This window comes from Variovorax sp. TLI9-5A (genome assembly GCF_056867935.1).
In genome coordinates this window covers 3,857,475-3,876,309 of sequence record NZ_CP200310.1, presented here as the reverse complement: position 1 = coordinate 3,876,309, position 18,835 = coordinate 3,857,475, and the positions used below count along the sequence as shown (strand labels likewise).

Sequence of the window (18,835 nt, the reverse complement as noted above, 5' to 3'; positions counted from 1 at the left end):
AGCAGGCGCGAGGAGATCATGGACGCCATCTCGGCGCACCAGGTCGTGATCGTCTGCGGCGAGACGGGCTCGGGCAAGACCACGCAGCTGCCGAAGATCGCCCTCGCGTTGGGCCGCGGCAAGCTCAACGCCGAGCCGGGCAAGGGCCGGCTCATAGGCCACACGCAGCCGCGCCGCATCGCCGCGAGCTCGGTGGCCAAGCGCATCGCAGAGGAGCTGAATACGCCGCTGGGCGACGTGGTCGGCTTCAAGGTGCGCTTCCAGGACCGCCTCTCGCGAGACGCCTCCGTCAAGCTGATGACCGACGGCATCCTGCTGGCCGAGACGCAGACCGATCCTCTGCTGAAGGCCTATGACACGCTCATCATCGACGAGGCCCATGAGCGCTCGCTGAACATCGACTTCCTGCTGGGCTATCTGCGCGAGATCCTGCCGCGCCGGCCCGACCTGAAGGTCATCGTCACCTCGGCCACCATCGATGCCGACCGTTTTGCGCAGCATTTCGCCTCGGCGAAGGGGCCGGCGCCCACCATCTTCGTATCGGGCCGCACCTATCCGGTGGAGCAGCGCTACCGGCCTTTCGAGGAATCGCGCGAGCACGACCTGAACGACGCCATCGCAGACGCGGTCGACGAGCTCTGGCGCGATCCGCACAACGCTGGCGACATCCTCGTATTCCTGCCCGGCGAGCGCGAGATCCGCGAGGCGGCCGACCACCTGCGCCGCCACCTGAGCCACCAGCCGCTGCTGCGCAGCGCCGAAGTGCTGCCGCTGTTCGCGCGGCTCTCGGGCCCCGAGCAGGACCGCATCTTCGACGGCCACACGGGCCGCCGCATCGTGCTGGCCACCAATGTGGCCGAAACCTCGCTCACCGTGCCGGGCATCCGCTACGTGATCGACACCGGCACCGCGCGCGTCAAGCGCTACAGCTTCCGCAGCAAGGTCGAGCAGTTGCTGGTCGAGCCGATCAGCCAGGCGGCGGCCAACCAGCGCGCGGGTCGGTGCGGGCGCGTGGCGAACGGCATCTGCATCCGGCTCTACGACGAGAAAGACTTCGAAGGCCGCCCGCGCTTCACCGATCCGGAAATCCTGCGTTCGTCGCTGGCCGGCGTGATCCTGCGGATGAAATCGCTGCGCCTGGGTGACGTGGCGCGCTTCCCGTTCCTGGAGGCGCCGTCGCCGCGCGCGATCGCCGACGGCTACCAGCTGCTCAACGAACTGGGCGCGGTCGACGACGCCAACGAGCTGACCCACACCGGCGCCGAGCTGTCGAAGCTGCCGCTGGACCCGCGCGTGGGCCGCATGATCCTGGAGGCCCGCTCGCGCAGCGCGCTGGAAGAAGTGCTGGTCATCGCCTCGGCCCTCAGCGTGCAGGACGTGCGCGACCGCCCGATGGACGCGCAGCAGCAGGCCGACCAGGCGCATTCCAAGTTCGACGACGAGAAGAGCGAGTTCAGCGGCTATCTGAGGCTGTGGAAATGGATCGCCGACGCGCGCGGCGGCCACGGCGACACCCACAAGCTCAGCAACCGGCAGTACGAGCAGCTGCTGCGCCAGAACTTCATCAACATCCGCCGCGTGCGCGAGTGGCGCGACATCCATTCGCAGCTGCTCACGGTGGTCACCGAGCACAAGTGGCGCATCAACGCCGAGCCGGCGGGCTACGAGGCGCTGCACATGTCGATGCTGTCGGGCCTCTTGGGCAACATCGGCTGGAAGCTGGAGGACGACGAGGCCTACCTCGGCGCGCGCGGCATCAAGTTCTACCGGCACCCCGGTGCGCACCTGAAGAAGAAGCCCGGCCGCTGGATCGTCGCGGCCGAGTTGGTCGAGACCACGCGGCTCTTCGGTCGCGGCATCGCCAACATCGAGCCGCAGTGGCTCGAGCAGGTGGCGGGGCACCTGCTGAAGAAGCAACTGCTCGACCCGCACTGGGAGAAGAAGGGCGCGCAGGTGTCGGCGCTGGAGCGCGCGACGCTCTATGGGCTGGTGGTGTACAGCGGCCGGCGCGTCGACTTCACGCGGGTCGATCCGGTGGCGGCGCGCGAGATCTTCATCCGCGAGGCGCTGGTGAGTGGCCAGTGGGAAACCAGGTTCCCGTTCCTGCAGGCCAACCGCAAGCTGGTGCGCGAGGTCGAGGGGCTGGAGCACAAGTCGCGCCGGCAGGACGTGCTGGTCGACGACGAGCTGATCTTCGCCTTCTACGACGCGCAACTGCCCGCCGACGTGGCCAGCGGCACCAGCTTCGAGAACTGGTATCGCCAGGCCTCGAAGGAGCAGCCGCGCCTGCTGTACCTGACGCGCGACGAACTCATGCGCCACCAGGCGGCGGGCATCACCACGCAGTCCTTCCCGCCGACGCTGCGGCTGGGCGGTGTCGATTGCGCCGCGACTTATCTGCACGAGCCGGGCGACGCGAAGGACGGCCTCACCGTCAGCGTGCCGCTTTTCGTGCTCAATCAGGTGAGCGAGGAGCGCTGCGAGTGGCTGGTGACCGGCATGCTCAAGGACAAGATCCAGGCGCTGCTCAAGAGCCTGCCGCAGCGCCCGCGCTCGCGGCTGGTGCCGCTGCCCGAGTCGGCCTCGAAGCTGGCGGAAGAACTCTCGGTGCCCGAACTGTTCGGCACCGGCTCGCTGACCGACGTGCTGCTCAAGCGCGTGCGCGACATGACCAGCATCGACGTCAAGCGCGCCGACTTCAAGCTCGACATGCTGGCGCCGCACCTGTTCATGAACCTGCGCGTGGTCGACGAGCATGGCCGGCAGCTGGGCATGGGGCGCAACCTCGGTGCGCTGAAGGCCGAGCTGGGCGCGCAGGCGCGCGGCGCCTTCCAGGCATTGGCGGGGTTGAACGTCAAGGCGTCGCCGGAGAAGAAGGCCGCGGCAGCCGCGCCGGAAGGTCGGTCGAAGCCGTCTGCCAAGGCCGCGGACGCGCCCGCCGCGCTGCCGGCCGGCCAGCGCTACACGGCCTGGACCTTCGGCGAACTGCCCGAGCTGATGGAGGTGCGGCGCGGCTCGCAATCGCTGATCGGCTTTCCGGCGCTGCGCGACGAGGGTGACGCCGTGACCATCGAAGTGTTCGACGAGCCGGCGGTGGCCGCCGCCAAGCACCGCGCCGGCCTGCGCCGCCTGTTCGCGCTGCAGCTCAAGGACGCGCTCAAGTACCTGGAGAAGAACATCCCCGACCTGCAGAAGATGTCGGTGGCCTACATGCCGCTGGGCACTTCGGAGGAGCTGCGCGCGCAGATCATCGACGTGGCGATCGACCGCGCCTTCCTGCAGGAGCCGCTGCCGACCGACGAGTTCGCCTTCAAGCGCCGGCTGGAGGAGGGCCGTGGCCGCCTCACGCTGATCGCCAACGAGGTGGCGCGGCTGGCCGGCACTGTCCTCGTCGAGTACGCGGCGGCCGCGCGCAAGATCAAGGACACCAAGATTCAGCCCGATGCGGTGCAGGACGCCGCGCAGCAGCTACAGCGCCTTGTCGGCAAGCGCTTCATCGCCGATGCGCCATGGACCCAGCTGCAGCACTTCGCGCGCTATCTCAAGGCGATCGTGCTGCGTCTCGACAAGCTGCGTACCGATCCCGCGCGCGACGCGAGCAAGCTCGCAGAGCTGAAGCCGCAGGATCAGCGCTACTGGCGCCTGGTGGCCGAGCGCAAGGGCGTGGTGGACGAGCGCATGCTCGAATTCCGCTGGTTGTTGGAGGAACTGCGCGTGAGCTTCTTCGCGCAGGAGCTGCGTACGCCACAGCCGGTGAGCGTGAAGCGGCTGGACAAGGCCTGGGCGCAGCTGCAGGCCTGAAACGCGAAAAGCCCGCGCGAGCGGGCTTTTTCATGGCCGCTTGGGCCGGGACGCGATGGCTGCGAGGCCTATATGCGTCCCATGAGAACCAGGATCACGACGATCACGACGACCAGGCCGAGGCCGCCGCTGGGTCCGTAGCCCCAGGAGCGGCTGTAGCCCCAACTCGGCAGTGCGCCGATCAGTAGCAGGATCAGGATGATCAGCAGAATGAACGAGAGCGACATAGAGGTCTCCAGGGCGTTGTTGCAATGAGCCTTCATGCTCGCCCTGCCGTGTCGCGCATGTCGCCGGAAGGCAGCGCCTCCGGTGGTCAGCCTGCGTCCTACCGGGGGCGTCGGCGCCTTGCCGGGCCGGTTGCAGGCACGAAGAGCAGCGCCGCCGTCACCAGCAGGAAAACCAGGCCCAGCCCACCCGTGATGAGCGCGCCGCCCCACAGCGAGAAAAAGCCGTCGAGCATGGCGTCCTGCGGGTCGTTCGGGTCGAAGAACACATCCACCTTCTCGCCGACCTTGTAGCCCGGCGGGCTGCTGCTGCTCGATGGCGCGAACTCGATGATCTCGCCCGACGGCGCCTTGAAGCGCACCAGCGGCTTCCAGGTGCCCGACTCGTTGCGCTTCGAGCTCTCGACGTAGAGAAGCCGCATCACTTCGCCCTGGGTGCGGCTGGCCGACGCGATGAAGGACGCCGTGTTGTGGTGCAGCAGCCATGCGACGGCGCACAGCACCACGGCGACCGCACCGAAAACGAGCCTCAGGATCGCGACGGGGTTGTTCTTCATTCGGGCAGCGGCTTTCCGAGCAGCGTCGCGGTCGCGATGGCGCAGAGACCGGACAGCCCGATGCACGCCACCAGGAAAGCGGTGGCGCCAAGCGTCGCGACGACTGCCCTCGGGAAAGGCCGGGTCCGCAAGAAGTACAGCGGCACGCCCAGCAGCGGGAAGATGCCTGCCACCAGCGCAGAGCGCCCGGGCGGCAGCACGCCGCGCCAGAGCCCGTCGGCCCTGCACCACGTGTAGCACAGGGCGCCGATGAGCAGGCTGTGGACCACGTCGACCACCGAGTAAGACTTGCCCGCCACCTCCGGCACGATGGGCGAGAGCACGCCCGCCACGACGAACGAGAGCGCCAGTGCAAGAAGCACCCGTCGCGGCCTGTTCATCGTGATGGCCATCGGGTGCGGGCTGTCTGCCGTTATCGAACCGGGATCAGAGGCGCGCGAGGCGCTCCAGCGCCGCGAGCAGCGTCTCGTCCTTCTTGGCGAAGCAGAAACGCACCACACGCTGGTCGAAGCCGTCGCCGTAGAAGGCCGACAGCGGAATGGCGGCCACGCCGATCTCGCGCGTCAGCCACAGGCAGAACTCGGCTTCCGAGAGGTCGCTCACCGCCGAGATGTCGACGCACTGGAAGTAGCTGCCCTCGCTGCGCAGCAGCCTGAAGCGGGTCTTCTCGGCCAGGCCGGCGGCGAACAGGTCGCGCTTGCGCTGGTAGAAGGCCGGCAGTTCGAGATATGGCTTCGGCTCGGCCATGTACTGCGCGAGCGCGTGCTGCATCGGCGTGTTAACGGTGAACACGTTGAACTGGTGCACCTTGCGGAACTCGGCCATCAGCGGGGCAGGCGCCGCCACGTAGCCGACCTTCCAGCCGGTGACGTGGTAGGTCTTGCCGAAGCTGCTGACGATGAAGCTGCGCGCGGCCAGTCCCGGAAAGCGCGCCACGCTCTCGTGGCGGGCGCCGTCGAACACCATGTGCTCGTAGACCTCGTCGCTGATGACGAAAACGTCGGTGGGCGCGAGCAGCTCCTCGAGCTGGCGCATCTCGGCCTCGGTCCAGACCGTGGCGCTCGGGTTGTGCGGCGTGTTGATGATGATGGCGCGCGTGCGCGGCGTGAGCGCGGCGGCGATCTTGTCGAAGTCGGGGCGGAACGTGCCGGGCACCAGCGGCACGCGCACCACGCTGCCGCCGGCCAGCTCGATGTTGGGCACGTAGCTGTCGTAGCAGGGCTCGAGCACGATCACTTCGTCGCCCGGACGCACCACCGCGAGGATGGCCGTGATGATGGCCTGCGTGGCGCCGGCGGTGACGGTGATTTCCGTGGCCGCGCTGTAGCTGTGGCCGTACTGGGCCGAGATCTTGGCGGCGATGGCATCGCGCAGTGCCGGAATGCCGGGCATCGGCGGGTACTGGTTGTGGCCCGCGGCCATGGCGGCCGTCACGTCTTCGAGCAGCTTCGGGTCGCAGTTGAAGTCAGGGAAGCCCTGGCCCAGGTTGACCGCGTTCTTCTCGGCAGCCAGCGCCGACATCACGGTGAAGATGGTGGTGCCGACGGCCGGCAGCTTGGTGACGATGTCGGGCGTGCGTGGGGACGTGCTCATGATGTTCGTGATTTCTTCAACTGTTGTTCCACATGCCACTTGCTCGTCGCCGCCCCTTCCAGGAACACCGCGGAACCGGCTTTGCCGGGCCGCAGGTGTTGCCCCCTGCAAGGGGGTGGCGAAGCGACACGAAGTGCGCGAAGCCTGGGGGTGATCCTGTTTACAGTTCGTAGTCTTGTTGGTGGCCGCTCAAGGCCTTCGCGATGAGGTTGCGGTCGAGGCGGTCGGACAGCAGCTCGGCGAACTTGAACACGAAGTTGCGCAGGTAGGCGCTGCGCTTGAACGCGACCCGCGCAATATTCTGGCCGAACACATGGCCCATCGGGCGCACCACGAGGTCGGCGTTCGACTCGTCGCGCACCGCCATTTCGGCCACGATGCCCACGCCCAGCCCGAGGCGCACGTAGGTCTTGATCACGTCGGAGTCGATGGCCTCCAGCGCGATGCGCGGCGTGAGCTTCTTCTGCGCGAACGCATGGTCGATGCGCGTGCGGCCGGTGAACGAGGGGTGGTAGGTGATGATCGGCTCGCTCGCCAGGTCTTCGAGCGAGACGCGCTCCTTGGAGGCCAGCGGGTGGTCCTTGGGCAGCACCAGCACGTGCTGCCATTCGTAGCAGGGCAGCGTCACCAGCTCGGCGTAGCCGTCGAGCGACTCGGTGGCGATGCCGATCTCGGCAATCTCGTCGATCACCATGCGAGCCACCTGGTCGGGCGAGCCCTGGTGCAGGCTGACGTTGACCTTGGGGTACGCCTCGCGCAGGTTGGCCACGGGCACGGGCAGCACGTAGCGCGCCTGGGTGTGGGTGGTGGCGATGGAGAGGGTGCCGCTGTCCTGTGCGCTGAACTGCTCGCCGATGCGCTTGAGGTTGCCCACCTCGCGCATGATGAGTTCGATGCTGGCGATGACGTGCTGGCCCGGCTCGGTGACGCGCTTCAGCCGCTTGCCGTGGCGCGCGAAGATCTCGACGCCCAGTTCTTCCTCGAGTTCGATGATGGCCTTGGAAACGCCGGGCTGGGAGGTGTGTAGCGCCTTGGCCGCCTCGGTGAGGTTCAGGTTGCGCCGCACGGCTTCCTGAACAAACTTGAACTGATGCAGATTCATATCAAATTCCGTCTTATTGCGGAATTCATTATGCCTTCGGAATCTATCGAAATTTCCGGATGTTCACGATTTGACCGCAATCCTGGCCAGGAGATCGACCAGTTCGGGCTCTTCGCCCACGATGCGGGCCAGCGAGAAGCCCACTGCGGGCCAGCGCTGGCGCAGCGCCTCGACCTGCAGCGGCAGGTCTTCGCGGGCGTGCTTGCCCATGCCGAGGAAGAGCGGAACGACGCGGATGGCGGTGGCGCCGCCGGCAATCAGCGCCTCGGTGGCGGTGGGCAGGTCGGGCGTGGCCAGTTCCATGTAGGCGCAGGCCACACGGGCATCGGGATCGCCGGCGCGCACCCGTTCGGCAACGGCCTCGATGGGCTGGCGCCAGCGCTCGTCGCGAGAGCCGTGTGCCAGCAGGACGATGCCCTGGGCGGTCGTCATCGTCGCAGCACCAGCCAGCTGAAGGCCGTGAGCGACATCACCGAGTAGATCAATCCTGGCGCCGCCGCCGTGAGCCATGGCGACCAGTTGCTGAGGTTGCCCAGATAGCCGAACACGTTGTTCAGCAGGAAGAAGCTGATGCCGATCATCACGCCGCCGAACACGTAGGTGGTGATGCCCGATTGGCGGAAGTGCAGGTAGGCGAAGGGCAGGGCGAGCACCACCATCACCAGGCACGACAGCGGATAGAACACCTTGCGCCAGAACTCGATCTCGTAGCGCTGGGCGGTCTGGCCGTTGGCGTCGAGGTGGCGGATGTAGTCGAACAGGTCGATCGTGCTCATCCGGTCGGGTCGCAGCAGGGCGACCGACACCATTTCGGCGGTCAGCGAGGTCGGCCAGTTCAGCTGCGGGATCTTGGTGGTGACGATGTGTGCCTGCTCGGCCGAGCTGCGGGTGTCGTACTTCTGCTCTTCCACGCCGGTGAGTATCCAGTGGCCGTCGCTGCCGATGGCGGCCGAGGCCGCAGTGATCTGGGTCTTGATGTAGCCGTTCTCGTCGAACTCGAAGATGCGCGGGCTCTTCAGCGCGCCCTTGCGGTCGATGGCCAGCACGTTCACCGCGTAGGAGACGTTGTCGCGCTTCTCCTTGAGCCAGGCGCCGGTGTTGCCGGCCAGCGAGTAGGTGCCCTGGTACTTGGCCTTGAGCAACTGGCCCGTGCGCTCGGAGATCGGCGCGACATAGTCGCCCACGGCGAAGGTCAGCACGACGAAGCCGATGCCCATGAGCAGCAGGGTTCGCAGGGCGCGCCAGGGGCCCAGCCCGCTGGTGCGCAGGATGGTGTATTCGGAGCTCTGCGCCAGCCGGGCCATGACGAAGATCGAGCCGATCAGCACCGTGATCGGCAGCAGTTCGTACAGATGGCTCGGGATCAGCAGCATCACGTAGAGCAATGCCTGCGCGGGGCCGTAGTTCAGGCTGTCGGGCTTGCCGATGGACTGCAGCTCGTCGACGAAGTCGAAGAAGAAGAAGAGGCTCAGGAAGCCGAGCGTCACGAACGCGACGGCCTTCAGCACCTCGACGTAGATCAGGCGTCTTATCGTTTTCACGTGGGTTCGATCCTGGGTGCGGAAGGCACGACGGCGGCGACGGAAGGCGGGCTCGGCCTGATCCGGCGGCCCCAGTTGTTCTGGCGCGCGCCCAGCCATGCCAGGTTGATCAGCAGCACGCCGCCGTGCAGCAGCAGCATGAAGCCGCCCATGCCGTACTTGCCCGAGCTGATCCAGCTCTGGCCAAGGTTGAGCATGTTGTAGTAGACGACGAAGGCGAAGAGCGCGAGCAGCAGGTTGCCGCTGCGGCCCACGCGCGGGTTGCCGCTGGACACATTCAGCGCCAGCAGCACGAAGTTAATGGCCGCCAGCAGCATGCCGATGCGCCAGGCCAGCTCGCCCCGGCTCGCATCGCTCGCGTCGGTCAGCAGCGACAGCGTGGTGCGCGCGCGGGGCGGCGTCGCGTCGCCCGTGAGGCCGGAACTTCCGCCGGCGCGCGTGCCGTAGGTCTTGAATTCGCTGATCTTCAGGCCGGTGTTGGTCATGGGCTGCTCGAGCCGCTGGCCGCTGTTGAGCAGCAGGTAGCGCGAATCGCCGATGTTCTCGATGCTGCCGCTGCGCGCCGAGGTCGTGATCTGCATGTTGCGCTCGATCGACCAGATGAAGACGTTGGTGGCCTTGGAGTTGTCCGGCGTCTCCTTGTCGATGAAGAACACGCGCACCCGGCCGGCGGATTCGCGGAATTCACCGGGCGCCACCCGCTCGATGTCGCTGCGCTGCTCGTACTGCTTGCGCATGCCGATGGTCTGCGAGTTGGCCCACGGCCAGCCCACCAGCGCCATCACGGCGATCAGGATAAGCACCGGCCAGGCGAAGCGGAACAGCGGCTTGACGAAGTCGGCCATGCCGCGCCCGCTGGAGAACCAGATGACCATTTCGCTGTCGCGGTACATGCGCGACAGGGTGCCGACGATGGCGATGAACAGGCTCAGACTCAGGATGGTCGGCATGTAGCCGAGCACCGTGTAGGTCATCACCAGGAACACCTCCTGCGGGTTCACACTGCCCTTGGACGCGAGCCCGAGGGTGCGGATGAGCATCATGGTCATCACGATGGTGACCAGTACCACGAGGGTCGCTCCGAAGCTGCGGGACAGCTCCTTGCGTAGGGAAGAATGGAATAACATCGTTCGAGGAAAAAAAGGATTATGGACTTTCAACTCAAGACCCTCACCGTCGCCCAGGCCGCAGCCGAGAAATCCGATGTCCTGATCGTGCTCGTCGGCAGCGCTCCCATCACCTCCAAGGACCCGCTTTCCGTGCTGGCCGCCAGCGCCCGCAAAGCCGGCGACCTGCCCGACAAGGCCGGCAAGCTGCTGGGGCTTTACCGTCCTGAAGACGTCGTGGCGGGTCGCGTGGTGCTCGCCGCCATTGGCGACGGCAAGCCAGCCTCGGTGCGCACCGGGGTCGTGGCGGCGGTCAATGCCGCCAAGGCGCAGGCTCCCAAGCGCGTGACCCTGGCGTTCGCCCAGCCCGCCGACGGCGCTGCGGTGGCCGCAGCCGTCACCGCGGCGGCCGACGCCAGCTATGTCTACACCACCACCAAGTCGAAGGCCGAACCCCGCAGCATCCGCCAGCTGACCATCGGCGTGGCCGATGCCGGGGCAGTCTCCGCCGCCTTCGAAGAGGCCCGCGCCACCGTCCGGGGCATCGAGCTGGCCAAGGAATGGGGCAACCGGCCCGCCAACCACGCCACGCCCACGCTGCTGGGCGAGGCCGCAAAGGAGCTGGCGAAGCTGCCGAACATCAAGTGCGAGGTCCTGGGGCCGAAGGAGGTCGAGAAGCTCGGCATGGGCTCCTTCGCCGCCGTGGCGCAGGGCTCGGCGGAACCGCTGCGCTTCATCGTGCTGCGCTACAACGGCGCCCCCAAGAGCCAGGCACCGGTCGTGCTGGTCGGCAAGGGCATCACCTTCGACACCGGTGGCGTCTCGCTCAAGCCGGCGGCCGAGATGGACGAGATGAAGTTCGACATGTGCGGCGCCGCCAGCGTGCTCGGCACCTTCCGCGCGCTGGGCGACATCCAGCCCGCCATCAACGTCGTCGGCCTCATCCCTTCGTGCGAGAACATGAACGACGGCCGTGCCGTGAAGCCGGGCGACGTTGTCACCAGCATGAGCGGCCAGACCATCGAGGTGCTCAACACCGATGCCGAAGGCCGGCTCATCCTGTGCGACGCGCTGACCTACGCCAAGCGCTTCGAGCCTGCTGCCGTGATCGACATCGCCACGCTGACGGGCGCCTGCGTGATCGCCCTGGGCGGCGTGCGCAGCGGGCTGTTCGCCAGCGACGACACGCTGGCAGCCGCGCTCGAAGCCGCCGGTGAAGCCTCGCAGGACCGCTGCTGGCGCATGCCGCTGGACGACGATTACGCCGAGGGCCTGAAGAGCAACTTCGCCGACGTGGCCAACATCGCCGGCCGCGCCGGTGGCGCCATCACCGCCGCCAAATTCCTGCAGCGCTTCACTAGCGACTTCGCATGGGCTCACCTGGACATCGCCGGCACCGCATGGAAGAGCGGAGCGGCCAAGGGCTCGACCGGCCGGCCGGTGGGCCTGCTGGTGTCCTATCTCATGACCCGCGCGGGCAGCGCCGATACGTCGGGCAAGGCCAAGTCCGGCAAGAAGGCCAAGGCCGCCGCGGCTCCTGCTGGAAAGACCCGGACCGAGAAGTGACGGAAATCGGCTTTCACTACAACGCGCGCGACAAGTTGAACTACGCCTGCAGGCTGGTTCGCAAGGCCGTGAACACGCGCGGCCTGCGCGTGGTGGTGGTGGGCGATGCGCGCTCGCTCGATGCGGTGGATGCGGCGCTCTGGCAACTGTCGCCGGTGGACTTCGTCGCGCACTGCCGCGACGACGCGCCGGCCCACGTAGTCGCGCGCTCGGCCGTGGTGCTTTCGGCGCAGGGCGCCGACGCGGCCTCGCTGCCGCACCGCGAGATGCTGGTGAACCTGGGCCTCGAAGTGCCCGCGGGTTTCGAGCGCTACGAACGCATGATCGACATCGTGAGCGACGAGGCCAACGACCGGCAGGTCGGCCGTTCGCGCTGGCGCCACTATGCCGATCGTGGCTACACCATCCAGCCGCACGACTTCGCAAAGAGTTCCTGACATGGCCAGCACGCTGCGCACACCGCCCCGGTTCGTTCCCACGCTGACCACGGTGCTCGACGTTCCCTCGGAGCCCACGAGTCCCGAGCCGCAGGCTGCGCCGGCGCCCCAGCCCGACCCCGCGAGTTCCATGGCGCTGCCGCCGGCGGCGCAGTTCTCGCAGGCGGAAATCGTCAGTCTCGAAGAGCAGTTGCTGCACCGCGTTCTGCAGCGTGTCGACCTGTCTCTGGAAGAGCGTTTGAGCGACACCGTGTCAGCTGCCGTTCAGCATCAACTCGATGCGATGGTGCCGCGTTTGCGCAATGAAATAGAGGCCGTTTTGCGTGCGCTCGTCATCGAGGCAATGGCCGCGGAACTCAGCGAAAACACCGGGTCTACGCCAGCTTCCGGACCCTGAATACTGGGCTAAACTGCGCCGCAGGTCGGAAGGGCGTGAGGGTGCCGCTGGTCCGCGGCGCGAAACTTGCGAGGTCTGCGCGCCCGGATCACACGACCGGTTTTTTATTCTTTTCATCCAAGTTCTGGAGGTTCTCATGCAATTGAAATGGACTGCGGTCGCACTGGCTGCAATCACGCTCGTGGCTTGCGGCAAGAAGGAAGAAGCTGCTGCTCCCGCTGCAGCGCCCGCGCCAACGGCTGCGGCCCCGGCTGCACCTGCACCCGCACCTGCCGGAGAAACCCTGGTCGTCAAGATCGGTCACGTGGGACCGACCAGCGGTGCCATCGCCCACCTCGGCAAGGACAACGAGTTCGGCGCCAAGATGGCCATCGAAGACCTGAATGCAAAGGGCCTCAAGATCGGCGACAAGGTTGCCAAGTTCGAACTGATCGCCGAAGACGACGCAGGCGATCCGAAGCAGGGCACGGCCGTTGCCCAGAAGCTCGTGGACGAAAAGGTCAACGGCGTGGTCGGTCACCTGAACTCGGGCACCACCATCCCCGCCTCGAAGCTCTACAGCGACGCCGGCATTCCGCAGATCTCGCCTTCGGCCACCAACCCGAAGTACACGCGTCAAGGCTTCAAGACCACGTTCCGCGTGGTGGCTGACGACACGCAACTCGGCGGCACGCTGGGCAAGTACGCAGTCGAAACGCTCAAGGGCAAGAACATTGCCGTGATCGACGACCGTACCGCCTACGGCCAAGGCGTTGCCGAAGAGTTCGAGAAGTCGGCCAAGGCCGCTGGCGCCACCATCGTGGGCCACGAGTTCACCACCGACAAGTCGACCGACTTCAACGCCATCCTGACCAAGCTGAAGGCCTCCAAGCCTGACGTGCTGTTCTTCGGCGGCATGGACGCCGTGGGCGGCCCGATGCTCAAGCAGGTCAAGCAACTCGGCCTGAACGTCAAGTTCATGGGCGGCGACGGCCTGTGCACCAGCGAACTGCCGAAGCTGGCTGGCGATGCCATCGGCGAAGACATGGTGGTGTGCGCGGAAGCCGGCGGCGTCGACGGCGACTTCAAGCAGCCGCTGGAAGACTTCAAGGCCAAGTTCAAGACCAAGAACGGCGTCGAAGTGCAGATCTATGCACCGTACGTGTACGACGCGGTCAACGTGCTGGCCGAAGCCATGGTGAAGGCCGGTTCGTCCGACCCCGCCAAGTACCTGCCCGAAGTCGGCAAGGTGCAGTACAAGGGCGTGACTGGCCCGATCGCCTTCGACGAGAAGGGTGACATCAAGAACGGTGCCCTGACGCTGTACACCTACAAGGGTGGTGCGCGTACCCAGATCGCCGTGGTGCGCTGATTCGCTTCAGCCAAAAGAGAAAAGGGCCTTCGGGCCCTTTTTTCATGCCTGCTCCATGCGCAGGGTCAGAGCGGCGAGAGACCTGACGGGCGATTGGCGTTGCAGTACTCGATGAAGGCGTCGAGGTCGCGCGACTTGTCGAACACCGCGTCGGCGCCGAGGGCCGTGCAGCGTGCCCGGATGTCCGCCGTCACGTAGTTGCTAAGCACCACCACCCGCTGGCTGGGCTTGCGCTCCTTGCAGCCGCCGAGCACGCCGAGGCCGGAGCCTTCCTTCAGGAACAGGTCGACGATGAGCAACTGCCAGCCGTCAGGATGCGCGGCGAGCCAGGCGAGGGCGTCCGTCTCGGTCTCGGCGAAGCCGACCACACGGCCATTGACCAAATCCTCGAGTGCCGGGACCAGGTTGTCCCTGATGGTCTTGTTGTCCTCGACGAGGAACGTGATGAGGGCCATGCCGTGGTTTCGCTTTGAGAACGAATAGCGTAGCGTGCCTGACGCTGCCCCCGCGTAGGAGAAGGGATACGGACGGAGTGCGCAGCCCGGTCAGTCCGAGCCTTCGGAGCGGATCTTCGCCTTGAGCTTTTCGGCCAGAGCCTGGCTTTCGTCGCGCTCGGCCGTCACCTCGAGCCGCTTCTCGATTTCCTCGCTCAGCGCGGCATTCACCTCGGCGAGCTTCTCGGCGGACTTGGCCAGCTTTTCCTCCAGCTGGCTGGTGTGCTCGATGGCCTGTGCCACCTCGCCGACCTGCACTTCCTCGGGCAGTTCCTGTTCGAGCACCGTGTTGACCACGGCGAGGTTGTCCGATGCCCGCTGCACATCGGCAGCTACCTGCTCGCTCTTTTCGAGGGTGTGATCCAGCGTTGTCGTGCCACGGGGCGGGCTTTTCGGTTTTCCGGCCATCGGAGTTCCTTTTGGGGGACTTGGAAGTAGAACCTTTGGATCGTAGCGCCAGACGCGAGGGCCCGGGGAGGGCCGTGTCCCGGTTGTTGCAAAGCAACGCATTGCCTTTCAAGTCGAAGCGAAGGCGGCGCGGACGCCGGAAACAGAAAAGCCCAGGTGCTTGTGGCAACCTGGGCTTCTTGTTTCTCTGGCGGAGCAGGCGGGATTCGAACCCGCGGAGGGCTATTAACCCTCACACGCTTTCCAGGCGTGCGACTTAAACCGCTCATCCACCGCTCCTGAGCCCACGATTGTAGCAGTCAGATCAGCCCTGATTTCCCTGACCTGTTGCCGATGACTTGCCGGCCTGCACCATCCGCATTGCCGAAGCGATGAGCGCGGCGGTTTCGGTCATGTTGCTCGGCACGATCAGCGTGGTCTTGGAGTCGGCCGCCACCTTGCCGTAAGCGTCGACGGCGCGCTCGGCCACCTTGAGCTGCACGGCCTGTTCGCCGCCGGGCTGGCGGATGGCGGCTGCCACGCGCTCGATGGCGTCCGCCGTTGCCGTGGCCACCGCGGTGATGGCCGCCGCCTCGCCCTGGGCGTTGTTGATCTGCGCCTGCTTCTCGCCCTCGGAGCGTGCAATGAAGGCCTCGCGCTCACCGGTGGCGATGTTGATCTGCTCCTGGCGGCGGCCTTCGGAGGCCGCGATCAGCGCGCGCTTGCCGCGCTCGGCGGTGATCTGCGCCTGCATGGCCAGCAGGATGTCCTTCGGCGGCGTCAGGTCCTTGATTTCGTAGCGCAGCACTTTCACGCCCCAGTTGAGCGCGGCTTCGTCGATGGCGGCGACCACCTGGGCGTTGATGACGTCGCGTTCCTCGAAGGTCTTGTCGAGCTCCAGCTTGCCGATCACGCTGCGCAGCGAGGTCTGGGCGAGCTGGGTCACGGCCACGATGTAGTTCGACGAGCCGTAGCTGGCGCGCATCGGGTCGGTCACCTGGAAGTACAGGATGCCATCGACCTGCAGCTGCGTGTTGTCGCGCGTGATGCAGATCTGACTCGGCACGTCGAGCGGGATTTCCTTCAGGCTGTGCTTGTAGGCCACCCGGTCGATGAACGGGATCAGGAAGTTGGGGCCGGGCGTCATCGTGCCGTGGTACTTGCCCAGCCGCTCGCGGATCCAGGCATTCTGCTGCGGCACGAACTTGACCGACTGGCTGATGAAGATGATCGCGATGACCAGGATGATGAGAGGTACCGAGAATTCCATGGTGCGCTTCCTTTTCTGAGTTCTACCTACGACAGACTGACTGACTAAACCTTGTCGACCACCAGCCGGCTGCCGACCACCTCGACCACGCGGTGCTCGCCGGTGGAGGGCGTGCGGCCCGCGCGCTGGACGACCGTCCACTGCGCGCCCCGGTAGCGCACGGTCGCCGTGCCGTCCGCGTTCCAGGCGTCGACGTGCACGCTTTCGCCGATGTCGAGATTCACGTCGCGGTTGGCTTCGGTGGGAGGAGCAGGAGGGCGCTTGCGCTGGATCGTGTACCAGACCAGCACGGCCCCCACGCCGATGACGGCCGCCACGATCAGCTGGGTGACGGTGCCGAAGCCCAGGTGCGCCGAGATTGCCGCAGCCGCGAAGCCGGCCGCCAGCAGCAGGAGATAGACGGTGCCCGAGAGCAGCTCTACCACGATGGCCGCCCCCGCGATCAGCCACCAGACAGTGGAATTTGCCATGTCGACTCCTCTTTTTGCTTGTTCGATGCGCGCCATTCTGAGGCATCCACTCCAAGCGCTTGCCCTGCGTAGGGATACTGCGCCGGGCAGGGCAAAAGCAGCCTTGTCCGACAGCACCGGATGGCTTGCACGAAGCTGACCGGATCCGTCATCCGAATTCCGTACACTTCGCGCCTCGCCACATTGCCTGTGTGTCCTTCCCAGCCAGACTGTCCGGAGCCCCGCTCATGAAATTCCGCTTTCCCATCGTCATCATCGACGAGGACTTCCGCTCCGAAAACACTTCGGGCCTCGGCATCCGCGCGCTCGCGCAGGCCATCGAGACGGAAGGCTTCGAGGTGCTGGGCGTCACCAGCTACGGCGACCTGAGCCAGTTCGCCCAGCAGCAAAGCCGTGCCAGCGCCTTCATCCTCTCGATCGACGACGAGGAGTTCACCATCGGCCCCGATCTCGACCCGGCCGTGCTGAACCTGCGCACCTTCATCGGCGAAGTGCGGCGCAAGAACGCCGACGTGCCGCTCTACATCTACGGCGAGACCAAGACCTCGCGCCACCTGCCCAACGACATCCTGCGCGAACTGCACGGCTTCATCCACATGTTCGAGGACACCCCCGAATTCGTGGCGCGCCACATCATCCGCGAGGCCAAGAGCTACCTCGAGAGCGTGCAGCCGCCGTTCTTCAAGGCGCTGATCGACTACGCGGAAGACGGCTCCTATTCGTGGCACTGCCCGGGCCACTCGGGCGGCGTGGCGTTCCTGAAGAGCCCGGTGGGCCAGATGTTCCATCAGTTCTTCGGCGAGAACATGCTGCGCGCCGACGTCTGCAACGCAGTCGAAGAGCTGGGGCAACTGCTCGACCACACCGGCCCGGTGGCGGCCAGCGAGCGCAACGCGGCGCGCATCTTCAACGCCGACCACTGCTTCTTCGTGACCAACGGCACCAGCACCAGCAACAAGATGGTGTGGCACCACACGGTGGCGCCGGGCGACGTGGTGGTGGTCGACCGCAACTGCCACAAGTCGATCCTGCACGCGATCATCATGACCGGCGCGATTCCCGTGTTCATGAAGCCCACGCGCAACCACTTCGGCATCATCGGCCCCATTCCGAAGAGCGAGTTCGAGCAGAGCGCCATCAAGGCGAAGATCAAGGCCAACCCGCTGCTGGCCGACGTGGACGCCGACAAGGTCAAGCCGCGCGTGATGACGCTCACGCAGTCGACCTACGACGGCGTGATCTACAACACCGAGACCATCAAGAACATGCTCGACGGCTACGTCGACACGCTGCACTTCGACGAGGCATGGCTGCCGCACGCCGCCTTCCATCCGTTCTACGGCGCCTATCACGCGATGGGCAAGCGCCGCGTGCGCCCGAAGGAATCGCTGGTGTTCGCCACGCAGTCGACGCACAAGCTGCTGGCCGGCATCAGCCAGGCCAGCCACGTGCTCGTACAAGACTCGCAGAACCGCCAGCTCGACCGCGACCTCTTCAACGAGGCCTACCTGATGCATTCGTCGACCAGCCCGCAGTACGCGATCATCGCGAGCTGCGACGTGGCCGCCGCCATGATGGAGCCGCCCGGCGGCACGGCGCTGGTGGAGGAGAGCATCCTCGAGGCGCTGGACTTCCGCCGCGCCATGCGCAAGGTCGAAGAGGAATTCGGCAAGGACGAGTGGTGGTTCAAGGTCTGGGGCCCCGAGAAGCTCGTCGAAGAGGGCATCGGCCGTGCCGACGACTGGATCATGCATGGCGAGAAGAATGGACAGCCCAAGACCGGCAAGGGCAAGAACTCGCAGCGCAACTGGCACGGCTTCGGCGAGCTGGCCGACGGCTTCAACATGCTCGACCCGATCAAGTCGACCATCGTCACGCCGGGCCTCGACCTCGAAGGCAACTTCGCCGAAACCGGCATCCCGGCCAGCGTGGTGACCAAGTTCCTCGCCGAGCACGGTGTGATCGTCGAGAAGACCGGCCTCTACAGCTTCTTCATCATGTTCACCATCGGCATCACCAAGGGCCGTTGGAACACGCTGCTGACGGCGCTGCAGCAATTCAAGGACGACTACGCACGCAACCAGCCGATGTGGCGCATCCTGCCGGAGTTCTGCCAGCAGCACCCCGGCTACGAGCGCCTAGGCCTGCGTGACCTGTGCCAGCACATCCACCAGCTGTACGCGCGCTACGACGTGGCCCGCCTCACGACCGAGATGTACCTGAGCGACCTGACGCCGGCCATGAAGCCCAGCGATGCCTTCGCCCACATCGCGCACCGCAAGACCGAGCGGGTGGAAATCGACGACCTCGAAGGCCGCATCACCACCAGCCTGATCACGCCGTACCCGCCGGGCATTCCGCTCCTGATTCCGGGCGAGGTGTTCAACAAGAAGATCGTCGACTACCTCAAGTTCTCGCGCGAGTTCAACACGCAGTGCCCGGGCTTCGAGACCGACATCCACGGCCTGGTGGCGCGCGTCGATGAGACGGGCAAGAAGCGCTACTACGCGGACTGCGTCAGGGAAGCGAAATAAGCAGA

At 66.1% G+C, this 18,835-nt stretch carries 18 protein-coding genes and 1 tRNA gene; 6 read left to right on the top strand and 13 right to left on the bottom strand.

From position 1 onward, the window contains the following. Positions 1–18 precede the first annotated feature (18 nt). Positions 19–3,801 (top strand): ATP-dependent RNA helicase HrpA, encoded by a 3,783-nt coding sequence (gene hrpA / locus AC1VNX_RS18235; protein ID WP_483161977.1) that lies wholly within the window; start codon positions 19–21, stop codon positions 3,799–3,801. A 68-nt stretch (positions 3,802–3,869) separates the two neighbouring features. Here the strand turns inward: hrpA and AC1VNX_RS18230 are convergent, their stop codons facing one another. The 8 genes from AC1VNX_RS18230 to lptF form a co-directional block, all read right to left on the bottom strand. Then, the gene (locus AC1VNX_RS18230) at positions 3,870–4,028 is read right to left on the bottom strand and encodes a DUF3309 family protein (protein ID WP_019652835.1); all 159 of its coding nucleotides are present in this window, start codon (positions 4,026–4,028) and stop codon (positions 3,870–3,872) included. A gap of 98 nt (positions 4,029–4,126) precedes the next feature. Next, positions 4,127–4,582 (bottom strand): DUF3592 domain-containing protein, encoded by a 456-nt coding sequence (locus AC1VNX_RS18225; protein WP_483158102.1) that lies wholly within the window; start codon positions 4,580–4,582, stop codon positions 4,127–4,129. After that, positions 4,579–4,962, bottom strand: coding sequence for a rard protein (locus AC1VNX_RS18220; RefSeq protein WP_483158100.1), 384 nt, complete (start codon positions 4,960–4,962; stop codon positions 4,579–4,581). The genes AC1VNX_RS18225 and AC1VNX_RS18220 overlap by 4 nt, the downstream gene beginning before the upstream one ends. Before the next feature lie 46 nt (positions 4,963–5,008). After that, positions 5,009–6,175, bottom strand: coding sequence for a pyridoxal phosphate-dependent aminotransferase (locus tag AC1VNX_RS18215; RefSeq protein WP_483158098.1), 1,167 nt, complete (start codon positions 6,173–6,175; stop codon positions 5,009–5,011). Between the two features lie 160 nt (positions 6,176–6,335). Then, positions 6,336–7,277, bottom strand: coding sequence for a CysB family HTH-type transcriptional regulator (locus tag AC1VNX_RS18210; RefSeq protein ID WP_125950822.1), 942 nt, complete (start codon positions 7,275–7,277; stop codon positions 6,336–6,338). 63 nt (positions 7,278–7,340) lie between these two features. Next, entirely contained in the window at positions 7,341–7,709 is a 369-nt protein-coding gene (locus AC1VNX_RS18205) for a sirohydrochlorin chelatase (protein WP_483158096.1), read from the bottom strand. Beyond that, a complete protein-coding gene (gene lptG, locus AC1VNX_RS18200; RefSeq protein WP_483158094.1) occupies positions 7,706–8,818 on the bottom strand; it encodes an LPS export ABC transporter permease LptG in 1,113 nt (370 codons plus the stop codon). Before lptG ends, AC1VNX_RS18205 begins: the two co-directional genes overlap by 4 nt. After that, positions 8,815–9,945: an LPS export ABC transporter permease LptF gene (gene lptF / locus AC1VNX_RS18195; protein ID WP_483158092.1), complete on the bottom strand. Its 1,131-nt coding sequence runs from the start codon at positions 9,943–9,945 to the stop codon at positions 8,815–8,817. Before lptF ends, lptG begins: the two co-directional genes overlap by 4 nt. 21 nt (positions 9,946–9,966) lie before the next feature. Between lptF and AC1VNX_RS18190 the strand changes: the two genes are divergently transcribed. The 4 genes from AC1VNX_RS18190 to AC1VNX_RS18175 all read left to right on the top strand — a co-directional run bounded on the left by AC1VNX_RS18190 (position 9,967) and on the right by AC1VNX_RS18175 (position 13,675). Next, on the top strand, positions 9,967–11,490 hold the full coding sequence (locus tag AC1VNX_RS18190) for a leucyl aminopeptidase (RefSeq protein ID WP_483158090.1): 1,524 nt from the start codon (positions 9,967–9,969) through the stop codon (positions 11,488–11,490). Further along, a complete protein-coding gene (locus AC1VNX_RS18185; protein ID WP_483158088.1) occupies positions 11,487–11,927 on the top strand; it encodes a DNA polymerase III subunit chi in 441 nt (146 codons plus the stop codon). Before AC1VNX_RS18190 ends, AC1VNX_RS18185 begins: the two co-directional genes overlap by 4 nt. A 1-nt stretch (position 11,928) precedes the next feature. Beyond that, positions 11,929–12,324, top strand: coding sequence for a hypothetical protein (locus AC1VNX_RS18180; protein ID WP_483158086.1), 396 nt, complete (start codon positions 11,929–11,931; stop codon positions 12,322–12,324). Positions 12,325–12,460: 136 nt separating this feature from the next. Continuing rightward, positions 12,461–13,675 (top strand): branched-chain amino acid ABC transporter substrate-binding protein, encoded by a 1,215-nt coding sequence (locus AC1VNX_RS18175; protein WP_483158084.1) that lies wholly within the window; start codon positions 12,461–12,463, stop codon positions 13,673–13,675. A gap of 65 nt (positions 13,676–13,740) precedes the next feature. Here AC1VNX_RS18175 and AC1VNX_RS18170 read toward each other — a convergent pair whose 3' ends face one another. From AC1VNX_RS18170 to AC1VNX_RS18150, 5 genes are all read right to left on the bottom strand, one after another. Then, complete coding sequence (locus AC1VNX_RS18170) at positions 13,741–14,130, bottom strand: response regulator (protein WP_483158082.1); 390 nt, start codon at positions 14,128–14,130, stop codon at positions 13,741–13,743. A 90-nt stretch (positions 14,131–14,220) separates the two neighbouring features. Beyond that, the gene (locus AC1VNX_RS18165; RefSeq protein ID WP_483158080.1) at positions 14,221–14,577 is read right to left on the bottom strand and encodes a hypothetical protein; all 357 of its coding nucleotides are present in this window, start codon (positions 14,575–14,577) and stop codon (positions 14,221–14,223) included. Positions 14,578–14,765: 188 nt separating this feature from the next. Continuing rightward, a tRNA-Ser gene (locus tag AC1VNX_RS18160) sits at positions 14,766–14,856 on the bottom strand. Between the two features lie 25 nt (positions 14,857–14,881). Beyond that, positions 14,882–15,826, bottom strand: a complete 945-nt coding sequence (locus AC1VNX_RS18155) for an SPFH domain-containing protein (RefSeq protein WP_483158078.1) — start codon at positions 15,824–15,826, stop codon at positions 14,882–14,884. 44 nt (positions 15,827–15,870) lie between these two features. Further along, on the bottom strand, positions 15,871–16,296 hold the full coding sequence (locus AC1VNX_RS18150) for an NfeD family protein (protein WP_483158076.1): 426 nt from the start codon (positions 16,294–16,296) through the stop codon (positions 15,871–15,873). 227 nt (positions 16,297–16,523) lie between these two features. Between AC1VNX_RS18150 and AC1VNX_RS18145 the strand changes: the two genes are divergently transcribed. Continuing rightward, positions 16,524–18,830 carry an Orn/Lys/Arg family decarboxylase gene (locus tag AC1VNX_RS18145; protein ID WP_483158074.1) on the top strand — a complete coding sequence of 769 codons (2,307 nt, stop codon included), beginning with the start codon at positions 16,524–16,526 and terminating at the stop codon, positions 18,828–18,830. Positions 18,831–18,835: the final 5 nt, after the last annotated feature.

Bases quoted from the DNA above. Each gene is read 5' to 3' on its own strand.
- hrpA (WP_483161977.1), top strand. From the start codon at position 19: ATGGACGCCATCTCGGCGCACCAGGTCGTGATCGTCTGCGGCGAGACG.
- AC1VNX_RS18230 (WP_019652835.1), bottom strand. From the start codon at position 4,028: ATGTCGCTCTCGTTCATTCTGCTGATCATCCTGATCCTGCTACTGATC.
- AC1VNX_RS18225 (WP_483158102.1), bottom strand. From the start codon at position 4,582: ATGAAGAACAACCCCGTCGCGATCCTGAGGCTCGTTTTCGGTGCGGTC.
- AC1VNX_RS18220 (WP_483158100.1), bottom strand. From the start codon at position 4,962: ATGAACAGGCCGCGACGGGTGCTTCTTGCACTGGCGCTCTCGTTCGTC.
- AC1VNX_RS18215 (WP_483158098.1), bottom strand. From the start codon at position 6,175: ATGAGCACGTCCCCACGCACGCCCGACATCGTCACCAAGCTGCCGGCC.
- AC1VNX_RS18210 (WP_125950822.1), bottom strand. From the start codon at position 7,277: ATGAATCTGCATCAGTTCAAGTTTGTTCAGGAAGCCGTGCGGCGCAAC.
- AC1VNX_RS18205 (WP_483158096.1), bottom strand. From the start codon at position 7,709: ATGACGACCGCCCAGGGCATCGTCCTGCTGGCACACGGCTCTCGCGAC.
- lptF (WP_483158092.1), bottom strand. From the start codon at position 9,945: ATGTTATTCCATTCTTCCCTACGCAAGGAGCTGTCCCGCAGCTTCGGA.
- AC1VNX_RS18190 (WP_483158090.1), top strand. From the start codon at position 9,967: ATGGACTTTCAACTCAAGACCCTCACCGTCGCCCAGGCCGCAGCCGAG.
- AC1VNX_RS18180 (WP_483158086.1), top strand. From the start codon at position 11,929: ATGGCCAGCACGCTGCGCACACCGCCCCGGTTCGTTCCCACGCTGACC.
- AC1VNX_RS18175 (WP_483158084.1), top strand. From the start codon at position 12,461: ATGCAATTGAAATGGACTGCGGTCGCACTGGCTGCAATCACGCTCGTG.
- AC1VNX_RS18170 (WP_483158082.1), bottom strand. From the start codon at position 14,130: ATGGCCCTCATCACGTTCCTCGTCGAGGACAACAAGACCATCAGGGAC.
- AC1VNX_RS18165 (WP_483158080.1), bottom strand. From the start codon at position 14,577: ATGGCCGGAAAACCGAAAAGCCCGCCCCGTGGCACGACAACGCTGGAT.
- AC1VNX_RS18155 (WP_483158078.1), bottom strand. From the start codon at position 15,826: ATGGAATTCTCGGTACCTCTCATCATCCTGGTCATCGCGATCATCTTC.
- AC1VNX_RS18150 (WP_483158076.1), bottom strand. From the start codon at position 16,296: ATGGCAAATTCCACTGTCTGGTGGCTGATCGCGGGGGCGGCCATCGTG.
- AC1VNX_RS18145 (WP_483158074.1), top strand. From the start codon at position 16,524: ATGAAATTCCGCTTTCCCATCGTCATCATCGACGAGGACTTCCGCTCC.